Origin of the sequence: Nocardioides sp. AE5 (assembly GCF_031844485.1) — a bacterium.
Lineage (GTDB): Bacteria > Actinomycetota > Actinomycetes > Propionibacteriales > Nocardioidaceae > Nocardioides.
Genome location: NZ_JAUZVI010000002.1, coordinates 401,591 through 419,423 on the forward strand (window position 1 = coordinate 401,591; position 17,833 = coordinate 419,423).

The following is a 17,833-nucleotide window of genomic DNA, read 5'->3' on the forward strand; positions in this document are numbered from 1 at the left end:
ACTGGACATGGTGGCCCGTGATCTTGGGAGGGATCTCATCGACGCCCGACGGACCTTCGCGCACGGTCGCTGGTTCTGGGTGCTCCTCGTGCTCGGATCCTTCCTGCAACAACCCGGACGCACCACCTTCGACACCAAGTACGACCTGACCGAATCGCCCGGCGGCCTGCTCGAGGGTGCACTCCACCTGTGGAACCCGGACATCGCGATGGGCACGCTGCAGAACCAGATCTACGGGTATCTGTTCCCACACGGCACCTGGTTCCTGGTCCTCGACTGGTTCCGGGTGCCGGACTGGATCGCCCAGCGCCTGTGGAGTGCGCTCCTCCTGGTCGTCGCCTATGAGGGGGTGCGTTACGTCGCGCGGGCCCTGGGCCTTCCGACGTACGCAGGGGTGCTGGCAGGACTGGTCTATGCCCTTTCACCGAGGCTGCTCGGTGCCACGGGGGTGATCACCGGCGAAGTCCTCCCTGTAGCGCTGATGCCGTGGATGGTGTTGCCACTGGTCCTGGCCCGTCGAGGACGCCTCGGGCCAGCCTCGGCAGGCCTGTTGTCAGCAGTGGCGGTGCTGGGCATGGGTGGGGTCAATGCGGTCGGGACCCTGGCCATGTTGCCTGCCGGGTTCTGCGTGATCGTGCTCGGGTTGCGAAGTCGTGACGGTCGCAGCCTCGCGCGATGGTGGGCGCTGGGACTGTTCCTGGCCACCGCATGGTGGATGGTGCCCTTGTTGCTGCTGGGCAAGTACAGCCCGCCGTTCCTCGACTTCATCGAGACTGCGGCTGCCACCACAGGAAGCACGGGCTGGTCGAACGCACTCCGCGGCACCGATCACTGGGTCGCCTACGCGGAGGTCAATGGCATTGCCTGGTGGCCGGGAGCCCACACGCTCGTCACCAACCCGGTTCTGGTCATCATCGGGGGACTGATCGCAGGTGTGGGCTGCTACGGCGTGACGCATCACAGGATGCCGCATCGCGGAGCGTTCGTGTCCCTCGTCGTCGTCGGCGCGCTCTGCCTGGTCGCGGGGAGCGCCGCGACTGGTGGTTCGCTGGTCGACGGCACCGTCCGGGGACTTCTTGACGGCGTCCTGGCGCCGCTGCGCAACGTCCACAAGGTTGATGCCCTCGTCCGCTTCCCGCTGGCACTGGGCGTGGGCCATGCCGCGGTCCTGGTCGCCCGCGAGCTGGAGCGCCGCTCCGGCACGACCCCGGCTGCTCTGGAACGGCGGTCCCTGGCCGGGCGTGGCCTCTTCATGGCGATGGTCCTGATGGTCCTCGCTTCTGGAGGGCCGCTCTTCTCCGGAGACCTGCGAACGCCCGGCTGGAAGGCGACACCAGACGCCTGGTCGCAGGCGGCCAACTATCTCGATGCGCAGGGAGACGCCAGGGCATTGGTCACGCCGGGCTCAGGATTCGGTCTGCAGACCTGGGGGTGGACCATCGACGAGCCGATCCAGGCCACCGACGCCGCATGGGTCACCCGCAGTCAGGTGCTGATGATGGCCGGGCCTGCGGCGCGGGTCCTGGTCGACCTCGAGGAACGAATCTCTGCGGGCCAGCGGAGTGACGCGCTTGCTGCGATGCTGCGCCGGATGGGTATCACCCATGTGGTGCTGCGCCGGGACCTCGACCCTGCCGCGACGGACGCGGTACGCCCGGAACAGGCGGCAACCACGCTGTCCTCAAGCCCGGGAATCCGCCGAGCGGCCTCGTACGGAAGTGCCGAGTCCGGCCAGGCACTGGTCGAGATCTATGAAGTGACCGGGGCCAGCGCGGCCCCGGTCCTGGTGCCCTTAGACGACGCGATCCGTCTCGACGGCGCCCCCGAGGACGTCCTGGCCGCCGTCGACCTGGGCCTGGTGGGGGACGAGCCCATCCTCGTGACGCCAGGGGGAGCCGGGATCGCCAGTGATGGCATGCGTCGGGTCGAGCGCCAGTTCGGACGGATCCAGGACGCCGTCGGGCAGACGATGTCGAAGGATGAACTAGCCCGCAGTGGCCGGGTGCGCGACGACTACCCCGGAGTGGACGGCGTCGCCCTGGTCACCGCTGAGTACGTCTCGGACGTCGAAGTGAGCGCGACCTCGTCACAAGGCTATGTCGACGTCCTGGGCGGGCTCCGGCCCGACGAAGGGCCAGCCGCGGCGTTCGACGGCCGGTTGGAGACCGCATGGCGGTCGGCGTGGTTGACCCGCCCGGTGGGACAGGGACTCCAATTCACGATGGACGTGCCCGTCCGGTCCGGGGCGGTCGTGGTTCGCTTCGATTCCAGTGGCGCCACCACAGCGGTGACCCGGGCCCGGATCACGATGGACGACCGGAGCCAGGTCTGGGCGGTGCCCGCTGACGGAGTGCTCGCCGTGCCGGTCGCGGAGCCGGCCTCACGGATCGGGATCGAGGTGGTCCGGACAGCGGCAGGCGACCCGGAAGTCGGACGGGTCGGCATCTTCGAGGTCGAGATCCCGGGCGTGGTTCCCGGACGTACCTTCGTCATGCCGCAGTCGATTGCGCCCGGTGCAGACCTGCTGATGCGGACCGCATCCCCGGTGAAGGCGTGCCAACACACCACCGCAGGCCTTGCTTGCGACCAGCACCGGGCGAGGATCCCCGAGGACCACGGCACGATCGACCGTACCTTCACCACGACCAGCACCCAGTCCTGGCGCCTGGACGGAACGGTGGTTGCGACCCTCGGTCCTGGCGCTGCTGCGCTGCTGCAGCCGCTCGGCGAGGACACGGTCTCCGCGGTCGCGGACAGCACGCTCAGGGGCGACCCGAGCGTTGCCGCCGTCCATGCCGTCGACGGTGACGACGAGACCTACTGGCTGGCGGAGTCGAGCGCGGACGAGGTGCACTTCACCCTCACGTGGAAGGGCGGCCAGGTGCTGTCCCGCCTGCGGATTGCGCCCCCACCCGGCGCGATACGTCCGCGTTGGGCAACCATCACCTCCGCGGCCGGGACGAGGCGGGTCGACCTCAACGGGACGGGCTCGTTCGAACCGCTGGAGGCAGAGGGCGGCATCAGCCTCGTTCTCGAGCGCGGAGAGGTCTCGTCCGAGGAGGACCGGCCGATGGGAGCCAGGGAGCTCCTCCTGGACGGGCTCGACATCGTTCGTCATGCACCGGACCCGACGTGGCCCACCGGCGCCACCTGCGGGCTGGGGCCATTGGTCTGGGTCGATGGCCAACCGTTCCAGACCGAGGTGTCCGGGACTGTCCGCGACCTCCTCGAGGGGACCGGTCTCCGTTGGGCGGTGTGCGATGCAGGCGCAGTGACCCTGCCCGCCGGCACCCACCGGGTCCGGGTCGATCCCACAGTCCAGTTCACGCCCACGGCACTGGCGTGGCGCAACACCGCCTCGGACGTATCGGCTGGCCTCGGACTGGTCGCATCGGCGAACAGCAAGGGCGCCGGGGCGGAGCGCACGATGCAGGTCGTGGAGTGGGAGGCGACCCATCGCAGGGTCCGGATCAGTGCAGGCGATGCAGCGATCCTCCGCGTGCCGGAGATCCACAACACCGCGTGGCGGGCCACCATGAACGGGCAGGAACTGGCTCCGATCATCATCGACGGCTGGCAACAGGGGTACGTCGTACCAGCCGGGGCCAGCGGAACAGTCGCCCTCGAGTTCGTCCCGGACCGCTCCTACCGATGGGGCCTGCTCATCGGCTTCGTGCTCGGTGCGCTGTTGCTGCTCGCAGCGGCGTGGGCAGCACTTCGGGAGTATCGAACGGGACGGGCCGCGGTGGCGATCCCTGATGCAGCGATCCGTCCGGGGCGTTGGGAAGGCGCCGTTGCCTGGACGCTCGGCGGGGCATTGCTCCTGGCCGGTGGACCGATCGCAGCACTCGGGTGGATGGCAGGCCGCTGGGGACCACGACCCGCACTGCTCCGGGTCGCAGGAGCGGCCAGCGTGGCGTTGAGCGGGGTGGCGGTCGTGGCCCTGTCCCGCAGCGGCCGGATCGACCCGGGACTCCTGCCGAACGGACTGGCCGCGCTGGGTGCCGGACTGCTCCTGGGCACCGTGGTGCGCTCGGCGAAGCCGTTCCGCAAGTTCCCGATCCGGATACGGCGTCCTCGTTGGGACTGGCTGGGGGGCGCCGCCCTCGCCCTGGTCGGACTTCAGGCTGCCGTCCATGTGGCAGTCGCGAAGGACTCCTACTTCCGGCACGACGACTTCCTGCACCTCTCCCTGCTCCAGGAGTTCGGCCTCGGATCGGACTACCTGGTGCGCGACCACGGCGGCCACGTCGAGATCGGGCAGTACCTCCTGATCTGGATGCTCGGACATGAGGCGACGACGTCGTTCAGCATCGCGGTCGCCTCGCTCGTCGTCCTCCAGGCGATCGCCTCGTTGCTGCTGTGGCACGTGGTCCGGCTGACGTTCCGCCGGTCCTGGTGGCTGCTGGTGCCGTTCGTGGTCTACCTCTTCACCCCGCTGGGCCTCGTCGCAACCACGTGGTGGGCGGCCGGGATCCAGGCCTATCCACTCCAGATCTGCATGCTGGGCCTGCTGATCTGCTGGGTGCGTCTCCGCGGTCACGCGCCGGGCTGGCGTTGGTGGGGATCCGGAAGCCTTCTCGCGCATGCGACGGGCCTCTTCTTCTGGGAGAAGGCCGCCCTGCTCCTGCCGCTCCTCCTCGCCTTCGACCTGCTCGTGCTGTGCGCAGGCCTGGGATGGCGTGCGAGATGGCGACGTCTCGTCGAGTTCAGGCACTGGTGGGCTGGGCACGCGGTGGTCCTGACGGCGTACGTCGCCATCTACCTGTCTGTCATCGGCGGCGATGGGGCCGGGGAGGTGGCGCGTACCCGGGGACTCTGGTCGACCATCGACCAGATGGTGTTCCGGATGTTGCTCCCGGGACTCGTCGGCGCCCCGTGGTCGACACGGGGAAGCGCGAGCACGATCTATCCGGAGACTCCACTGGTGATCGCCAGCGGGGTCCTGGCACTGGTGGTCTTCCTGGTCCTGGCCAGCGTATGGATGCGTGGTCGCACGGCCATGGCGGGCTGGATCCTGATCGCAGGCTTCGTCGCCGCAGATGTCCTCCTGCTCTTCCTGGGGCGGGCTGACTTCCTGTTCCTCCTGGTGCGCGATCCGCGTTACGTCACCGATGCGTTGCCCGTGGTCGCCATCGGCCTCTGCGCTGCCTTCGTCCCGCCTGGCAGCAGGCGCATCAGGTGGCGATCATCCGCCCGGCTGTGGGATCCCGGCCTGGCCCTGGTCACCACGAGTGTCCTCCTGACCAGCCTCCTCGTGACCACGCACCTGATCGCCCCGGAGGTCCAGCACCGGGCGTCCCGCTCCTATGTGTCGAACCTGGCCGGGGACCTCGAGCGGTATCCACACGCATCGTTGGTCGCGCTGCGGATCCCGGTCGAGGTCACTGTCAGCACCGACCTCGCGGGCATCCTGCGCGCCGTGGGTCGCCCGGGCGGAGTGGCCCAACCCTCCAGCGACCTTCGGATCGTGGACGAAGAGGGGCGCATCCAGCCGATCGTCCTCCTTGAGCACGAACCACTGCTGCCACGGCCCATCGGGGACTGTTCCTGGGCGGTCTCGGGCAGCCCGAGCAGGATCGCGGACCTGTCCTGGCCCAGGTATCCACGCGTGGTGCACCTTGAATACATCAGTGGCACCGAAGCAGTCGTCAACGTCGCCTTCGGCGGCACGGTCCAGGCGTTGCACATCCCCTCAGGCGCAGGGGCGATGTGGTTCATGCTCCCGGTCAGTTCTGGACCGTTGGAGGCCTGGACCAGTGACTCGACGACGGGGGTCTGCATCACCCAAGCAACCGTGGGGACGCCGTGGCCGAACGATTGAACCTTCGTGACGCTGCCCTTGCTGCGGTCCTGGCGGTGCTGGCGCTGGGGCCCGCGATCCTGTTGCCCGGCTATGTCCTGGTGGGCGACATGGTCTTCGTCCCCGACCAGCCCTGGAAGTCGACCTGGCTGGGCGCCGATGGTTCCGTGCCGCGAGCGGTTCCGTCGGACGCGGTGATCTCCCTGCTGGGTTGGGCGTTGCCGGGCAGCCTGGTCCAGAAACTGGTCCTCTTCCTCACGCTCTTCGGGGCCGGGTTGGGCGCCGCCCGCCTGGTGGGGGACCGCTCGCAGGTGGCCCGCCTGGCAGCGATGGTGCTCTTCGTCTGGAACCCGTTCGTCTACGGGCGCCTGGCCATCGGGCACTGGGCGCTGCTCGTTGGGTACGCCGCGCTGCCGTGGGTGGCGAAGGGGGCCCGCGACCTGCGCGCCGGCACAGGAGCAGGTTGGCCCGGCCTGGCACTGTCCCTGCTGGTCGCCGCCTGGTCCAGCCCCACAGGTGGAGTCCTGGCTGCGGGAGTCGCCCTCCTCTTCCTGCTCCCCTCACCGCGCCTCCTGATCGGCACCCTGGCAACCGTCGTGCTGGCGAACTTGCCCTGGCTGGTGCCCGGGATGGTGAACTCCCGGGTCCGCGTCGCGGACGGCTTCGGCGTCGACGCCTTCGCCGCCCGTGCCGACACGCCGTGGGGAGTGCCGGGCTCGGTGCTTGGACTGGGCGGGATGTGGAAGGAGTCGATCGATGCTCCGGGGCGTGGCTCGCTCCTGCTCAGCGGCGCCGGCCTGGCGGTGGTGGCCGCGGGCCTGGTCGGCCTGTTCGTGCTCCGCCGGCGCGAGCACTGGACGGCGATTGCCCTGTCCGGGGCGACCATGCTCGGCCTGGCACTTGCCCTGCTGCCCACGTTCGCCGCAGGGGAGCAGGTGGCAAGGTGGCTCGTCGGGGAGGTGCCCGGTGGCGGGCTGATCCGGGATTCCCAGAAGTTCGTGGCCCTGGTGGCGCTCGCCGCTGCGGTGGGGATCGCCTACGGGATGGACTGGCTCCGCGAACGCATCGCCGGGGCGGGTCCAGTGCCCTTCGTGGCGCTCGCGGTGCTCCCCGTCCTGGTGCTGCCAGGTCTCGGTTGGGGGCTCCTGGGGAAGTTCGCGCCGGTCCAATACCCGGCCGAGTGGGAGCAGGTGCGCTCGGTGATGCAGGAGCAGGGGGCGGAGGCCCAACGCACGGTCGTGCTTCCGTTCTCCCTCTACCGCCGGTTCGACTGGAATGCCGACAAGGCGGTGCTGGACCCGGCGCCACGCTTCTTCCCCGGGGAGGTGGTCATCGACGACGCCCTGGTCGTGCGCGGCGGCACGGTGGCGGGGGAGGACCCGCTCGCCGCCCGCATCCGCGCCGCCGGTGACTCTCCGTCGGCGTTGGCGGCAGTGCTGCAGGAGGAGGGGATCGCCTGGGCCCTGGTCCACGTGGAGGGTCCGGGGGACGTGACCTTGCCGCCGGGCGAGGTGGTCCATCGCGGCGACCGACTCGCATTGGTCCGGGTTGGTGGTGACGGACCCGCTCGTACGTCGCAGTGGGCACCGGCGGCCGTGACCGCCAGCGTCGTCTCGGCGCTCTTCGGGTTGGCAATGTTCGGGATGTCGTTGCGACGGACCTGGCGTGCGTATACTCACGGCAGGGAGAATCATCAAACGCGCGGAGGGCACGGATGAACAACATTTTCGGAGCGGTCGTCGGGGCAGTTGTCGGCGCCATCGTCGTGATCGGCGGTGTCAGCGCCTATGGCTCGATCTCCACGGACAAGGCATCCGTGCCGAAGATCGTCAACGGGAGCAACGTGACGTACGCCGACGAGTGATGCGTCGGAACGCGACCGCGCTGGCCGGACTGGCCAGCGCGGTCGTTGCGATTTCGGGCACTGTCAGCAGGCCCGCAATGGCGCCGCCGTTCAGCTGTCGAGCGCCTCGGCGACGGTCTCGGCACTGGCGCGCCAGGTGAGTTGCCCAGCGCGGTGCCGGGCCTTGGCGCCCATTTCGGAGCGGAGCTCCTCGTCGGAGAGCAAGCGCGCCACCTGGGCGTTGAAGTCGGCCCGGTCGTGGGCCAGCGTGCCGGTCACCCCGTCCAGGACGGAGTCGCGGACGCCGCCGGCACTGGCATAGGCCACCGTCGGCACGCCGGTCTGCGCCGCCTCGATGACCGAGATGCCCCATCCTTCCTTGATCGAGGGCAACAGGTGCACCCAGGCGCTGGACAGGACGGCGTACTTGGTCTCCTCGTCCACGTGCCCGAGGAAGGCCACCGCATCTCCCAAGTCGAGCTCGGCGACCCGGCGGGTCAACTCGTCGTGCCACCAGCCGGAGCCCATGATGACGAGGCGGAGCCCGGGGAAGTCCGGGCGGAGCGCGGCGACGGCCTCGATCGCGTGCTCCACCTGCTTGTGGGGGACCAGGCGCCCCAGCACGACCAGGGTCGGCTCCGGGGCAGGGCCGGCATCGACGTACGCCGGCACCGGCGGCTGGCCGTTCCAGGCGATGCTGATCCGGTGCTGGTCGACACCTAGCTCGACCAGTTCGTCCCGGGTCACGCTGCTGACGGCGACGTAGCGATTCGCCCGGTTGGCCCGGACAGCGACCCGGGATTCCAGGAACCAGCCGATGCGCGCCACGCGCGGACCAAAGATGGGCCACTGCTCCCGGTGCACGTGGTGCACCAGGACGGTGACCGGTGCCTTGGTGAACAGGGTGGCCAGGAACGGCATCCCGTTCTGGACCTCGAGGACGGCGTCCACCTTCCCGAGGCGACGCGTGGCCAGGGCCCAGGCGGCCCTCAGGTAGACGCTCAATCGACCGCCACGACGTACGTAGGTGACGCCGTTGTGCTCACTGCACCGCGGCGCGCCCGGATAGTGCGCCGTGAAGACCGTGACGCGCATGCCTGCGCCGACGAGTTCCTCGGCAATGTGCTGCACGTAGACCTCCGAGCCACCACCCTCGGGGTGCCACGGATCGCGCCAATTGAGCATGGCGACGTGCCTTCTTCCGTCCCTCGGACGGTCCCTCCAATTGCGCACCTGGTGTCCCTCCCCGGTAAGCGTGACTCAACGGTAACATCCGCGGGGTGTCTTCCATCACTCCTGCGTGGCGCGACAACTGGGCGCGCTCGGTCCGCCTCTTCCGCTCCTTCCTGACCGAGCAGACGGATCCGGTCGGCTTCTATTCGCTGATCGCCGAGGACACGGTCGAGTTGATGCGCAAGCACATGGAGCTCGACGGCCGGGTGGTCGCCGACTTCGGGGGCAGCTCCGGCTACTACTCCGCTGAGTTCCGCAAGCACGGCGCCACCAGCGTTGTCATCGATGCCTCGTACGACGAACTGCGCCTGCACGGCACCCAGGACCCGTGTGCCATCCAGGCCCTCGCGGAGCAGAGCCCGCTGGCCGATGCCAGCGTGGACATTGCGTTCTCCTCGAACCTGCTCGAGCACGTGCCGGACTTGGCCGCGGTCAGTGACCAGATGGCCAGGGTGGTCCGTCCGGGTGGGTACGTCGTGCTGTCCTACACGGCCTGGTTGGGGCCGTGGGGTGGCCACGAGACCTCGCCGTGGCACTACTTGGGCGGCCATCGGGCGGCCCGTCGCTACCAGCGCCGCCACGGCCGGCCACCCAAGAACGTCTTCGGTGAGTCGATGTACGCCGCCTCGGTGGCCGAGGGGCTGCGCTGGGCGCGGAACCAGCCCGGTTTCGAACTGGTCGAGGAGCGACCGCGCTACCTGCCGCCGATCAGCCGCTTCCTGCTGCGCATCCCGGTCCTGCGCGAATTCCTGACCTGGAACCTGTGGCTGGTGCTGCGCCGCAAACCGTGACGCGCACGTGACCGCCACCGAGGTGACTTGCTGGTAGTGTCAGCGCGACGTGTGGGAGACACGGGTCACAAATCATGCTTTGGGAGGAGCACGAAAGTGCGAGGAAAGACAACGCAGATCCTTTTCGGGGTGGGAGCCTTCTGCCTCGTGGCCGCGGTACTGCTGCGCTTCTATGCCTACGACAAGGTGGCCGTTGCGCCGGTGGACCAGAACTCGGTCTCGACCCTGGTCGGGCCGAATGCCACCGTGTTCGACACCGGTGAGCTCGAGGAGATCCAGACCGAGTTGACCACCACGGCGAAGACCGTGGGCGACATCGACGCGACCGAAAAGGCGCCCGACAACGTCGTTGTCTGGATCACGACCAGTTCGACCAAGAGCGCCGACGGCGTGATCCGTTCGCGCAGCGTGGAGAAGATCGCCTTCGACAAGGTCACTGGCGAGGCAGTCAACTGCTGTGGCGAATACATCGAGAGCGATGAGGGTGCGCGCGAGAACGTCCGCCGCAAGGGCCTGCTCGTCAAGTTCCCCTTCCGCACCGAGAAGAAGACCTACCAGTGGTGGGACGACTCGGTCGGTGACGCGGTGCCGATCAAGTATGTGAAGACCGAGAAGGTCGAGGGCCTGGAGACGTACATGTTCCAGCACACCATCGAGCCTGTGGTCACCTCGACGATCGACCTGCCTGCCGAGATGCTGGGCGAGGTCGGCGACGAGACCCTCACCGCCGAGATGACCTACTCCAACGTCCGCACGCTCTGGGTCGAGCCGGCCACTGGCGTGGTGATCAAGCGTTCGGAGAAGCAGCACAACACCATCCGCTACAACGGTGAGGACAAGATTGTCACCACCGACGTGGACACCGGTTTCGACGCGAAGACGATCAAGGAGAACGCCGACACCTACGGCAGCCTGGCCACGATGCTCGGCCTGGTCCGGACCTGGATCCCGTTGCTGTTCCTGCTGCTCGGGCTCGGCCTCATTGCGTTCGGTGTGGTGCGAGTTCGCCAGGAGTCAGTCGAGGCCTGACCCCGGCCCGTCAGCCGACCGGCACGCGGGCGGCTCACCGCAGGACTGCGACGAAGATCGCGGTCCCCGGGGTGAGCCGCCCGCGTGTTTGCGACCAGCCGCCCCAGACTCGCTCGTGGCCCTCGGGCCACTCCGGTTCGTCGAACCGGACCAGTGACATCCCGGCGTCGGCGAGCAGGGAGACCCAGTCGCCGATGGTCCGGTGGTGCTCCACATAGGCCACCTCGCCGGTGTCGTCATTCACCTCGACGTACGGCGTACGGTCCCAGTACGACTGGGAGGCGACCAGTCCTTCCTCGCCGGGGTCGTCGGGGAACATCCAGCGTGTCGGGTGGGTGACGGAGAAGGCGAAGCGCCCGGCCGGGCGCAGCACCCGTGCCACCTCGCTCACGGCGTCGGCGATGTCTGCCACGAACTGGAGCGCGCCGAACGACGAGAAGACGATGTCGAAGGAGGCGTCGCGGAAGGGGAGCGCGGTCGCCGTGCCGCAGACCGAGGGGACCGCGATGCCGGTCTGGTCGTCGATGCGCAGGCCGTGCTGCAGTTGCCGCTCGGACAGGTCCAGGCCAAACCCGCGACCCCCCTGGGAGCGCACCCAGCGCGAGCACTGCCCGGCGCCCGAGCCCACCTCGAGGACGTCCTTGTCGCGGACGTCGCCGAGGACCTGGATGGTTGCCTCGGTATGGCCCTCGGGGCCCCAGACGAAACCGGCGTCCCCGAGGAACTCGCCGTGCGTGGACTGGTATTCATCGGCGTAGCGGTCCCAGTCCCGACGGTTCGCGTGACGCGAGGTCTCTTCGTCGACCGGCACCCGCAGGACCTGCAGGTTGTTCACGCCGGGAGTCTAGTCCCCGCCGGTGGCGGAGGCGCCCGGGCCAACTGTTCCCGCTGCTAGCCTGACCTCCATGTTTGCCATGGGAGGGCCGGTACGTCGTCGTGCCAGGGGCATCCTGAATGCCCTTGCCATCCACCGCCCACCTGAGGTGGACCGTCGACTGGCCCGGATGCGTACCCTCGTCGAGCGGGCCGATCCGTCACTCTTCGAAGCCGGTGACCTGACGCCCCATGAGTTCAAGGTCTTCTCACAGAACGGTGAGGACGGCGTCATCGTCGAGATCTTCAACCGGATCGGGGTGACCAACCGCTTCTTCGTCGAGTTCGGCATCCAGACGGGCGTGGAGGGCAACTGTGTCCTGCTCGCCGACGTCCTCGGCTGGAGTGGGCTCTTCATCGAGGCGGACCGGGACGACTTCGAGCACCTGCAGCGCAAATACGACGGCACCGCGGTGTCGACGCTGCATGAGTTCGTCACCGCCGACAGGTTCGACGCGATCCTGGCCGCAGCCGGGGTTCCCGAGGAGCCGGACCTGCTCTCGATCGACATCGACGGCAACGACCTCTATGTCTGGGATGCCTTGCACCAGTTCCGCCCGCGCGTGGTGATCGTCGAATACAACTCGGGGGTCTGGGTGGATGCTCCGGTGGCGCAGCCGCATGAGCCGACCCGGGGCTGGGACGGGACCGGTGCCTATGGTGCGAACCTGGCCGCGCTGGAGGTGGTGGCTGCCCGGCAGGGATATCGGCTGGCGCACACCGACCTGGCCGGGGTGAACGCGTTCTTCGTGCGCGATGACCTGTTCCCGGACCTGGGGGTGGACCGGGTGCCTCGCCGTTCCCAGAACTATGGACTGACCGGCATCACCAGGCCGCCGGCAACGCCTGAGGGAGGGTGGCAGCGCATAGGGGAGTGATCCCGGTTGGACGTGAGCCGTCGGCTGCGCGTAATCTTTAGGTTGCGCTTCAAGTCTGCCTGCGTCCCATACGGAGTGGACTCTCGCTCGTTGTCGCTCCCGGACCGCTCGCACTCGACCGGCGCCGGAGGCAGATCAGCGGAACAAGGACTTGTCGCGTTTCCGCACGATCCCATCCATCCAAGGAATCATTTCCCCTATGACGAGCACCATCTCCACCCCTTCCAGCACCGACTGGAACAGCGACGCCCCCCAGGTGGCAGTCAACGACATCGGTTCGGAAGAGGAATTCCTCGCCGCGATCGACGCGACCATCAAGTACTTCAACGATGGCGACATCGTCGACGGCACCATCGTGAAGGTGGACCGTGACGAGGTGCTCCTCGACATCGGTTACAAGACCGAGGGCGTCATCCCCTCCCGCGAGCTGTCGATCAAGCACGACGTCGACCCGTCCGAGGTCGTTTCCGTTGGCGACAAGGTCGAGGCCCTGGTCCTCCAGAAGGAGGACAAGGAAGGCCGGCTCATCCTGTCCAAGAAGCGCGCCCAGTACGAGCGCGCCTGGGGCACCATCGAGCAGGTCAAGGAAGAGGACGGCGTCGTCGAGGGTTCGGTCATCGAGGTCGTCAAGGGCGGCCTGATCCTGGACATCGGCCTGCGCGGCTTCCTGCCCGCCTCGCTGGTGGAGATGCGTCGCGTGCGCGACCTGCAGCCGTACGTCGGCCAGACGCTCGAGGCGAAGATCATCGAGCTCGACAAGAACCGCAACAACGTGGTCCTCTCCCGCCGTGCCTGGCTCGAGCAGACCCAGTCCGAGGTTCGCCAGGGCTTCCTGACCCAGCTCCAGAAGGGCCAGATCCGCAAGGGTGTCGTCTCCTCGATCGTCAACTTCGGTGCCTTCGTGGACCTCGGTGGCGTCGACGGCCTGGTGCACGTCTCCGAGCTCTCCTGGAAGCACATCGACCACCCGTCCGAGGTTGTCACCGTGGGCGACGAGGTCACCGTCGAGGTGCTCGACGTGGACATGGACCGCGAGCGCGTCTCGCTGTCCCTCAAGGCCACCCAGGAAGACCCGTGGCAGCACTTCGCCCGGACCCACCAGATCGGCCAGATCGTGCCCGGCAAGGTCACCAAGCTGGTGCCGTTCGGTTCGTTCGTCCGGGTCGAGGAGGGCATTGAGGGCCTGGTCCACATCTCCGAGCTGGCCGAGCGCCACGTGGAGATCCCGGAGCAGGTCGTCCAGGTCAACGACGACGTCATGGTCAAGATCATCGACATCGACCTCGAGCGTCGCCGGATCTCGCTCTCGCTGAAGCAGGCCAACGAGACCACGGCCGCTGCGGACGCCGAGGAGTTCGACCCGACCCTCTACGGCATGACCGCGTCGTACGACGAGCAGGGCAACTACATCTACCCCGAGGGCTTCGACCCGGAGACCGGCGAGTGGCTCGAGGGCTACGACGAGCAGCGCGCCGCGTGGGAAGAGCAGTACGCCAAGGCGCACGCCCGCTGGGAGGCCCACGTCAAGCAGCAGGCCGAGGCGAAGGTTGCCGAGGCCGAGGCTGGCGAGGCCACCTCGTACTCCAGCGGCGGCGGTTCCTCGGACGCCAGCCAGGCGCCCGCCGAGTCCAGCGGCTCGCTGGCCTCCGACGAGGCTCTCCAGGCGCTCCGCGAGAAGCTCACCGGCGGCAACTGATCGCCCGGTGATCAGCTGATCACAGCAAGGCACGAGGCCCGTCCCACCACAAGGTGGGGCGGGCCTCGCCGCATTGTGGCTGCCCTGATGGTGCCAACGCTCCGGACCGGGCACCGCAGCGCTACTGTCTGTGCCTCCGGGCCCTGGTGTTCCCCAGGGCTGAGCAGGAAGGGCAGGCAATGGCATCCACCCAGTTCACCGTGCGCGGCGAGGCGGCCCGTCGTACGCCGCCACAGCAGGCGACCGTACGCCTCACGATCGCGTCCGAGGACGACCAGCCCGGCGTGGCGCACGACGCCGTCGCACGCTCGCTGGAGCAGGTGGTGGCCACGATCACCGCACTGCACGATCCCGAGGCTGGTCCGGTCACCTGGTTCTCCCAGGCCCAGTTGCGCACCTGGTCGAACCGGCCGTGGCACCCGGAGGGTGAGCGCCTGCCGCCGGTGCACCACGCCAGCGTTCCGCTGCAGGTCCGGTTCATCGACTTCGTGGCGCTGGGACAGTGGATCAGCGGGGTCATTGACGTGCCCTGCGTCGCGGTCGACGGCGTTGACTGGGCGCTGGCCGAGCAGGACGAGAAGAGCCTGGAAGCCGAGGTGCGCGCCGATGCCGTACGTGATGCACTGGCCAGGGCCCAGGGGTACGCCGATGCACTGGCGCTCGGGGCAGTGCGGCCGATCCACCTGGCCGATGCCGGGATGCTCGACGGCCAAGGCCGGGACGGCCACCAACCCATGGCGTTCGCCGCACGGGCCGCAATGCCATCGGACAGCCCCGACTTCTCCTTCGTCCCGGAGGACATCGTGGTGCGCGCCGTCGTCGACGGACGGTTCGCCACGGACTGAGGCGGCAGGCGCTGGCCTCTGGAGCCTGTAGGCATGCCGGTGACCCCGGGAGGATGGTTCTCCCAGGGTCAGGGGCGGCACGTTCAGGGGTCGGTAAGGCTGGTGGTGCCGTGATGGGTGACGAGCCAGGTGTGGGTGTGGTTGGTCCAGGTGTAGGTGCCGTCGCGGTTGCGGACGTAGCGCCAGGTTCCGTGGGTCTTGGCCAGGTGATGTCGTCGGCAGAGCGGCGCGAGGTTGTCGGGCCTGGTCTGGTCGGGTGGGCCGTGTTCGTCGTAGGGCTCGATGTGGTCGAGGTCGCAGTTGCGGGCGTCGGTGGTGCACCACGGGAAGACGCAGTGGCGATCCCGGAGAATCACTTGTTCGCGCATGGTTTCGGGTGGGTCGTGGTGGTCGACCGACCAGTCGCGGTTGGTGTCGATGACGGGCGTGACGCGGGCGTCGGTGCCGAGGGCTTGTAGCCATGTCGTGAGGGTGTCGAGGTGGACGGTGCCGAAGAGGTTCGTCGCGGCGACGTGACCATCCGCAGCCGCGCCGGCCATCGTGGCGAGATCCGTCAGCGTGAGGTGTACGTAGAGGCGGGTCTTCAGGTACGAGCGGCGTCGGGTGACGGGCTTGCCGGTGACGGGGTGCACCAGGCCACCGGCCGGGTTGTTGGGGTCCTCGCCCGCGCCGTGGCCAGTCTCGCCGCTGCTGCTGCCGCTGCCGCTGGCGGTGCCGCTGTTGTCGAGCAAGCCCAGCAGGTCCGCGGTCGCCTGCCGGTCCGCCAACACACCGAGCGCCTTCGCCTTCCGCTGCCCGAGCGTGTCGGTGTCGCCGAGGCGGCCCATCGTGGCTGCCTCATCAGCGAGGAGGGAGTGGAACTTCTCCAGGTCCACGCTGTCGCCGATGGCGTCGAGGCGGCTGGTGCCGTCCACGCCAGCGGTGTGGTCGACGGTGACGTCCCAGTCATCACGGTCCGGTAGTCCGTTGTTCTTGACCAGGTCGGGGTGGAACATCGCGATCGCGGTCTTGATGGTCTTCTCGATGGTCGGCAACCCCCACGTCCCCCGCCGTGCCAACTCCTCATCCACCCAGGTCGCTGCCTCGAGGGAGAGGCGGTTGGTGTCCTCAGCCACCCGGCACGCCTTCCAACCGGGGATACGGAGTTCCTCCACAGCGGCCCATGTGTGCGGGAGGCGGTGGTGCAGATCCAGCGTGGCAGTCAGGGTCCGCTTGGCTGACCACGTGGAGACACCGGCGGCGGTGGCCCACAACTCGACCGTGAACGCCGCCACCTCCGGCGTTCCTTCGCCACCCAGCGTGTCGGTGTAACCAGCCAGGTCCGGGATCCCGTCCGCCCACGACGCTGCATCCGCCTCCACCGCCGGATGCGTCACGCACAGCTGATACGCGAGCCGCAGCCGGCGACGTTCGGCCCGCCACTCCTGATCAGTGTTGTCGGAGATCAGATCGAGCAGCACGTCACCGTCGAGGTCATCCACCTCGAACGGGGCCAGCGATGCGTCGGTATCGATCATGCGAACAGTCCATCAGAGGGGCCCGACACAACTCAGGTCAGCCCAGTTCGCGGCGCAGCACCTTCCCGGTCAGCGTGCGCGGCAGCACTGGGAGGGCGGCGTACTCCTTGGGGCGCTTGGGCGGCGAGAGGTGCTCGCGTGCCCACCGGTCCAGTTCCTCCGGCGTCGCCGTGCCGACGACGGCGGCCACCACCCGGTGGCCCCATTCGTCATCGGGCACGCCATAGACCGCGATGTCGTCCACGCCAGGTGCCTGGCTGAGCACGTTCTCCACCTCGACCGGATAGACGTTCACCCCGCCGGTGATGATCAGGTCCTCGCGCCGCCCGTCGAGGTACAGGTAACCCTCGTCGTCGAGGCGCCCCAGATCGCCCGCGGTGAAGGCCGGACCGGCCTCCGACTCACGCCAGGCGGCGGCGGTCTTCTCCGGATCATCGAAGTAGGTGAAGCGGGCATACTCGGGCACCGCACACCAGATCAACCCGTCGCTGTCAGCGAAGAGGGTGCGCCCCGGGCGAGCGCGTCCCACCGTGTCGGGGCGGTTCAGCCACTCCTCGGTGCTGCATGCGGTGAACTGGCCCTCCGTGGAGCCGTAGAACTCCCAGGTGCTGCCCTGCGGGAACAGTGCGGCCATCCGGTGCTTGACGGCCGGGGGACAGGCCGCGCCGGCGTGGGCGACCAGCCGGAAGCAGGACAGGTCCGGCACCCCGACCTCGTCCCAGTGGGCGAAGAGCCGTTGCAGGTGGACCGGGACACAGAACATCGTCGTCGGACGATGCTCGAGGATCGCTGCCGTCACCCGTTCCGGGTCGAACGGCCCCGGCACCACGATCTCACCGCCCGCGAGCAGGGTGCCCATCGCGAAGCGCAGCGGCGCCGAGTGGTGCAGCGGGCTGAGGACGAGGTTCACGTCGTCGGCCGCGAACCCCCACAGGTCACGCTCCTCGGCGAGCAGTGCTTGGGCGGCGGCTTCGTCCAGCACACCGCTGTAGACACCCTTCGGCGTACCGGTGGTGCCGCTGGTCACGTGCATCGGCCGGGCACGGGGCAGGGAACGTCGCGCCGCCGGGGGCAGTGAGGCGAGAAGCTCCTGGGCGGCCGCGGGATCCTCGAGCACCAGGTGCGGACGTACGCCGGCCAGGATCCGCTCCCGCTCGCCTGCAGTGAGCCGGGGATCCAGGGGGATCGGGATGATGCCCTGGGCCAGCAGGGCGAGCACGAGGTCGACGTACGCCGCGGAGCCGGGGAGCAGGAGCGCCACCCGGTCGCCCGTGGCGGGGACAGCACGTGCTGGTTGCGGTGGCGCCATGGCCGCATCCTGCCAA

The 17,833-nt window shown here is 68.7% G+C and carries 12 protein-coding genes; 8 read left to right on the forward strand and 4 right to left on the reverse strand.

All coding sequences use genetic code 11. The annotated features are described in order from the left end of the window. The first annotated feature begins 7 nt into the window (after positions 1-7). The 3 genes from Q9R27_RS05075 to Q9R27_RS05085 are packed head-to-tail and all read left to right on the forward strand — an operon-like array spanning position 8 to position 7,667. A complete protein-coding gene (locus Q9R27_RS05075; RefSeq protein ID WP_311251252.1) occupies positions 8-5,824 on the forward strand; it encodes an alpha-(1->3)-arabinofuranosyltransferase family protein in 5,817 nt (1,938 codons plus the stop codon). After that, positions 5,809-7,521, forward strand: a complete 1,713-nt coding sequence (locus tag Q9R27_RS05080) for a hypothetical protein (protein WP_311251253.1) — start codon at positions 5,809-5,811, stop codon at positions 7,519-7,521. The genes Q9R27_RS05075 and Q9R27_RS05080 overlap by 16 nt, the downstream gene beginning before the upstream one ends. Then, a complete protein-coding gene (locus Q9R27_RS05085; protein ID WP_311251254.1) occupies positions 7,518-7,667 on the forward strand; it encodes a hypothetical protein in 150 nt (49 codons plus the stop codon). The genes Q9R27_RS05080 and Q9R27_RS05085 overlap by 4 nt, the downstream gene beginning before the upstream one ends. Positions 7,668-7,757: 90 nt before the next feature. Here Q9R27_RS05085 and Q9R27_RS05090 read toward each other — a convergent pair whose 3' ends face one another. Continuing rightward, positions 7,758-8,831 (reverse strand): glycosyltransferase family 4 protein, encoded by a 1,074-nt coding sequence (locus tag Q9R27_RS05090; RefSeq protein WP_311251255.1) that lies wholly within the window; start codon positions 8,829-8,831, stop codon positions 7,758-7,760. Between the two features lie 95 nt (positions 8,832-8,926). Between Q9R27_RS05090 and Q9R27_RS05095 the strand changes: the two genes are divergently transcribed. Together Q9R27_RS05095 and Q9R27_RS05100 are read left to right on the forward strand one after the other, a co-directional pair. Next, a complete protein-coding gene (locus Q9R27_RS05095; RefSeq protein ID WP_311251256.1) occupies positions 8,927-9,670 on the forward strand; it encodes a class I SAM-dependent methyltransferase in 744 nt (247 codons plus the stop codon). Positions 9,671-9,799: 129 nt separating this feature from the next. Then, positions 9,800-10,699: a DUF3068 domain-containing protein gene (locus tag Q9R27_RS05100; protein ID WP_311251395.1), complete on the forward strand. Its 900-nt coding sequence runs from the start codon at positions 9,800-9,802 to the stop codon at positions 10,697-10,699. A 34-nt stretch (positions 10,700-10,733) separates the two neighbouring features. Here the strand turns inward: Q9R27_RS05100 and Q9R27_RS05105 are convergent, their stop codons facing one another. Continuing rightward, positions 10,734-11,534 (reverse strand): class I SAM-dependent methyltransferase, encoded by an 801-nt coding sequence (locus Q9R27_RS05105; RefSeq protein ID WP_311251257.1) that lies wholly within the window; start codon positions 11,532-11,534, stop codon positions 10,734-10,736. Between the two features lie 70 nt (positions 11,535-11,604). On the opposite strand from Q9R27_RS05105, the gene Q9R27_RS05110 reads away from it, so the two are divergent. The 3 genes from Q9R27_RS05110 (at position 11,605) to Q9R27_RS05120 (ending at position 14,991) form a co-directional block, all read left to right on the forward strand. Then, positions 11,605-12,450, forward strand: a complete 846-nt coding sequence (locus Q9R27_RS05110) for a hypothetical protein (protein ID WP_311251258.1) — start codon at positions 11,605-11,607, stop codon at positions 12,448-12,450. A 199-nt stretch (positions 12,451-12,649) separates the two neighbouring features. Then, a complete protein-coding gene (gene rpsA, locus Q9R27_RS05115; RefSeq protein WP_311251259.1) occupies positions 12,650-14,146 on the forward strand; it encodes a 30S ribosomal protein S1 in 1,497 nt (498 codons plus the stop codon). Between the two features lie 179 nt (positions 14,147-14,325). Further along, entirely contained in the window at positions 14,326-14,991 is a 666-nt protein-coding gene (locus Q9R27_RS05120) for an SIMPL domain-containing protein (RefSeq protein ID WP_311251260.1), read from the forward strand. Between the two features lie 83 nt (positions 14,992-15,074). Here the strand turns inward: Q9R27_RS05120 and Q9R27_RS05125 are convergent, their stop codons facing one another. Both Q9R27_RS05125 and Q9R27_RS05130 read right to left on the reverse strand, forming a co-directional pair. Then, positions 15,075-16,508, reverse strand: coding sequence for an HNH endonuclease signature motif containing protein (locus Q9R27_RS05125; protein ID WP_311251261.1), 1,434 nt, complete (start codon positions 16,506-16,508; stop codon positions 15,075-15,077). Between the two features lie 37 nt (positions 16,509-16,545). Beyond that, positions 16,546-17,817, reverse strand: a complete 1,272-nt coding sequence (locus Q9R27_RS05130; RefSeq protein WP_311251262.1) for an AMP-binding protein — start codon at positions 17,815-17,817, stop codon at positions 16,546-16,548. Positions 17,818-17,833: the final 16 nt, after the last annotated feature.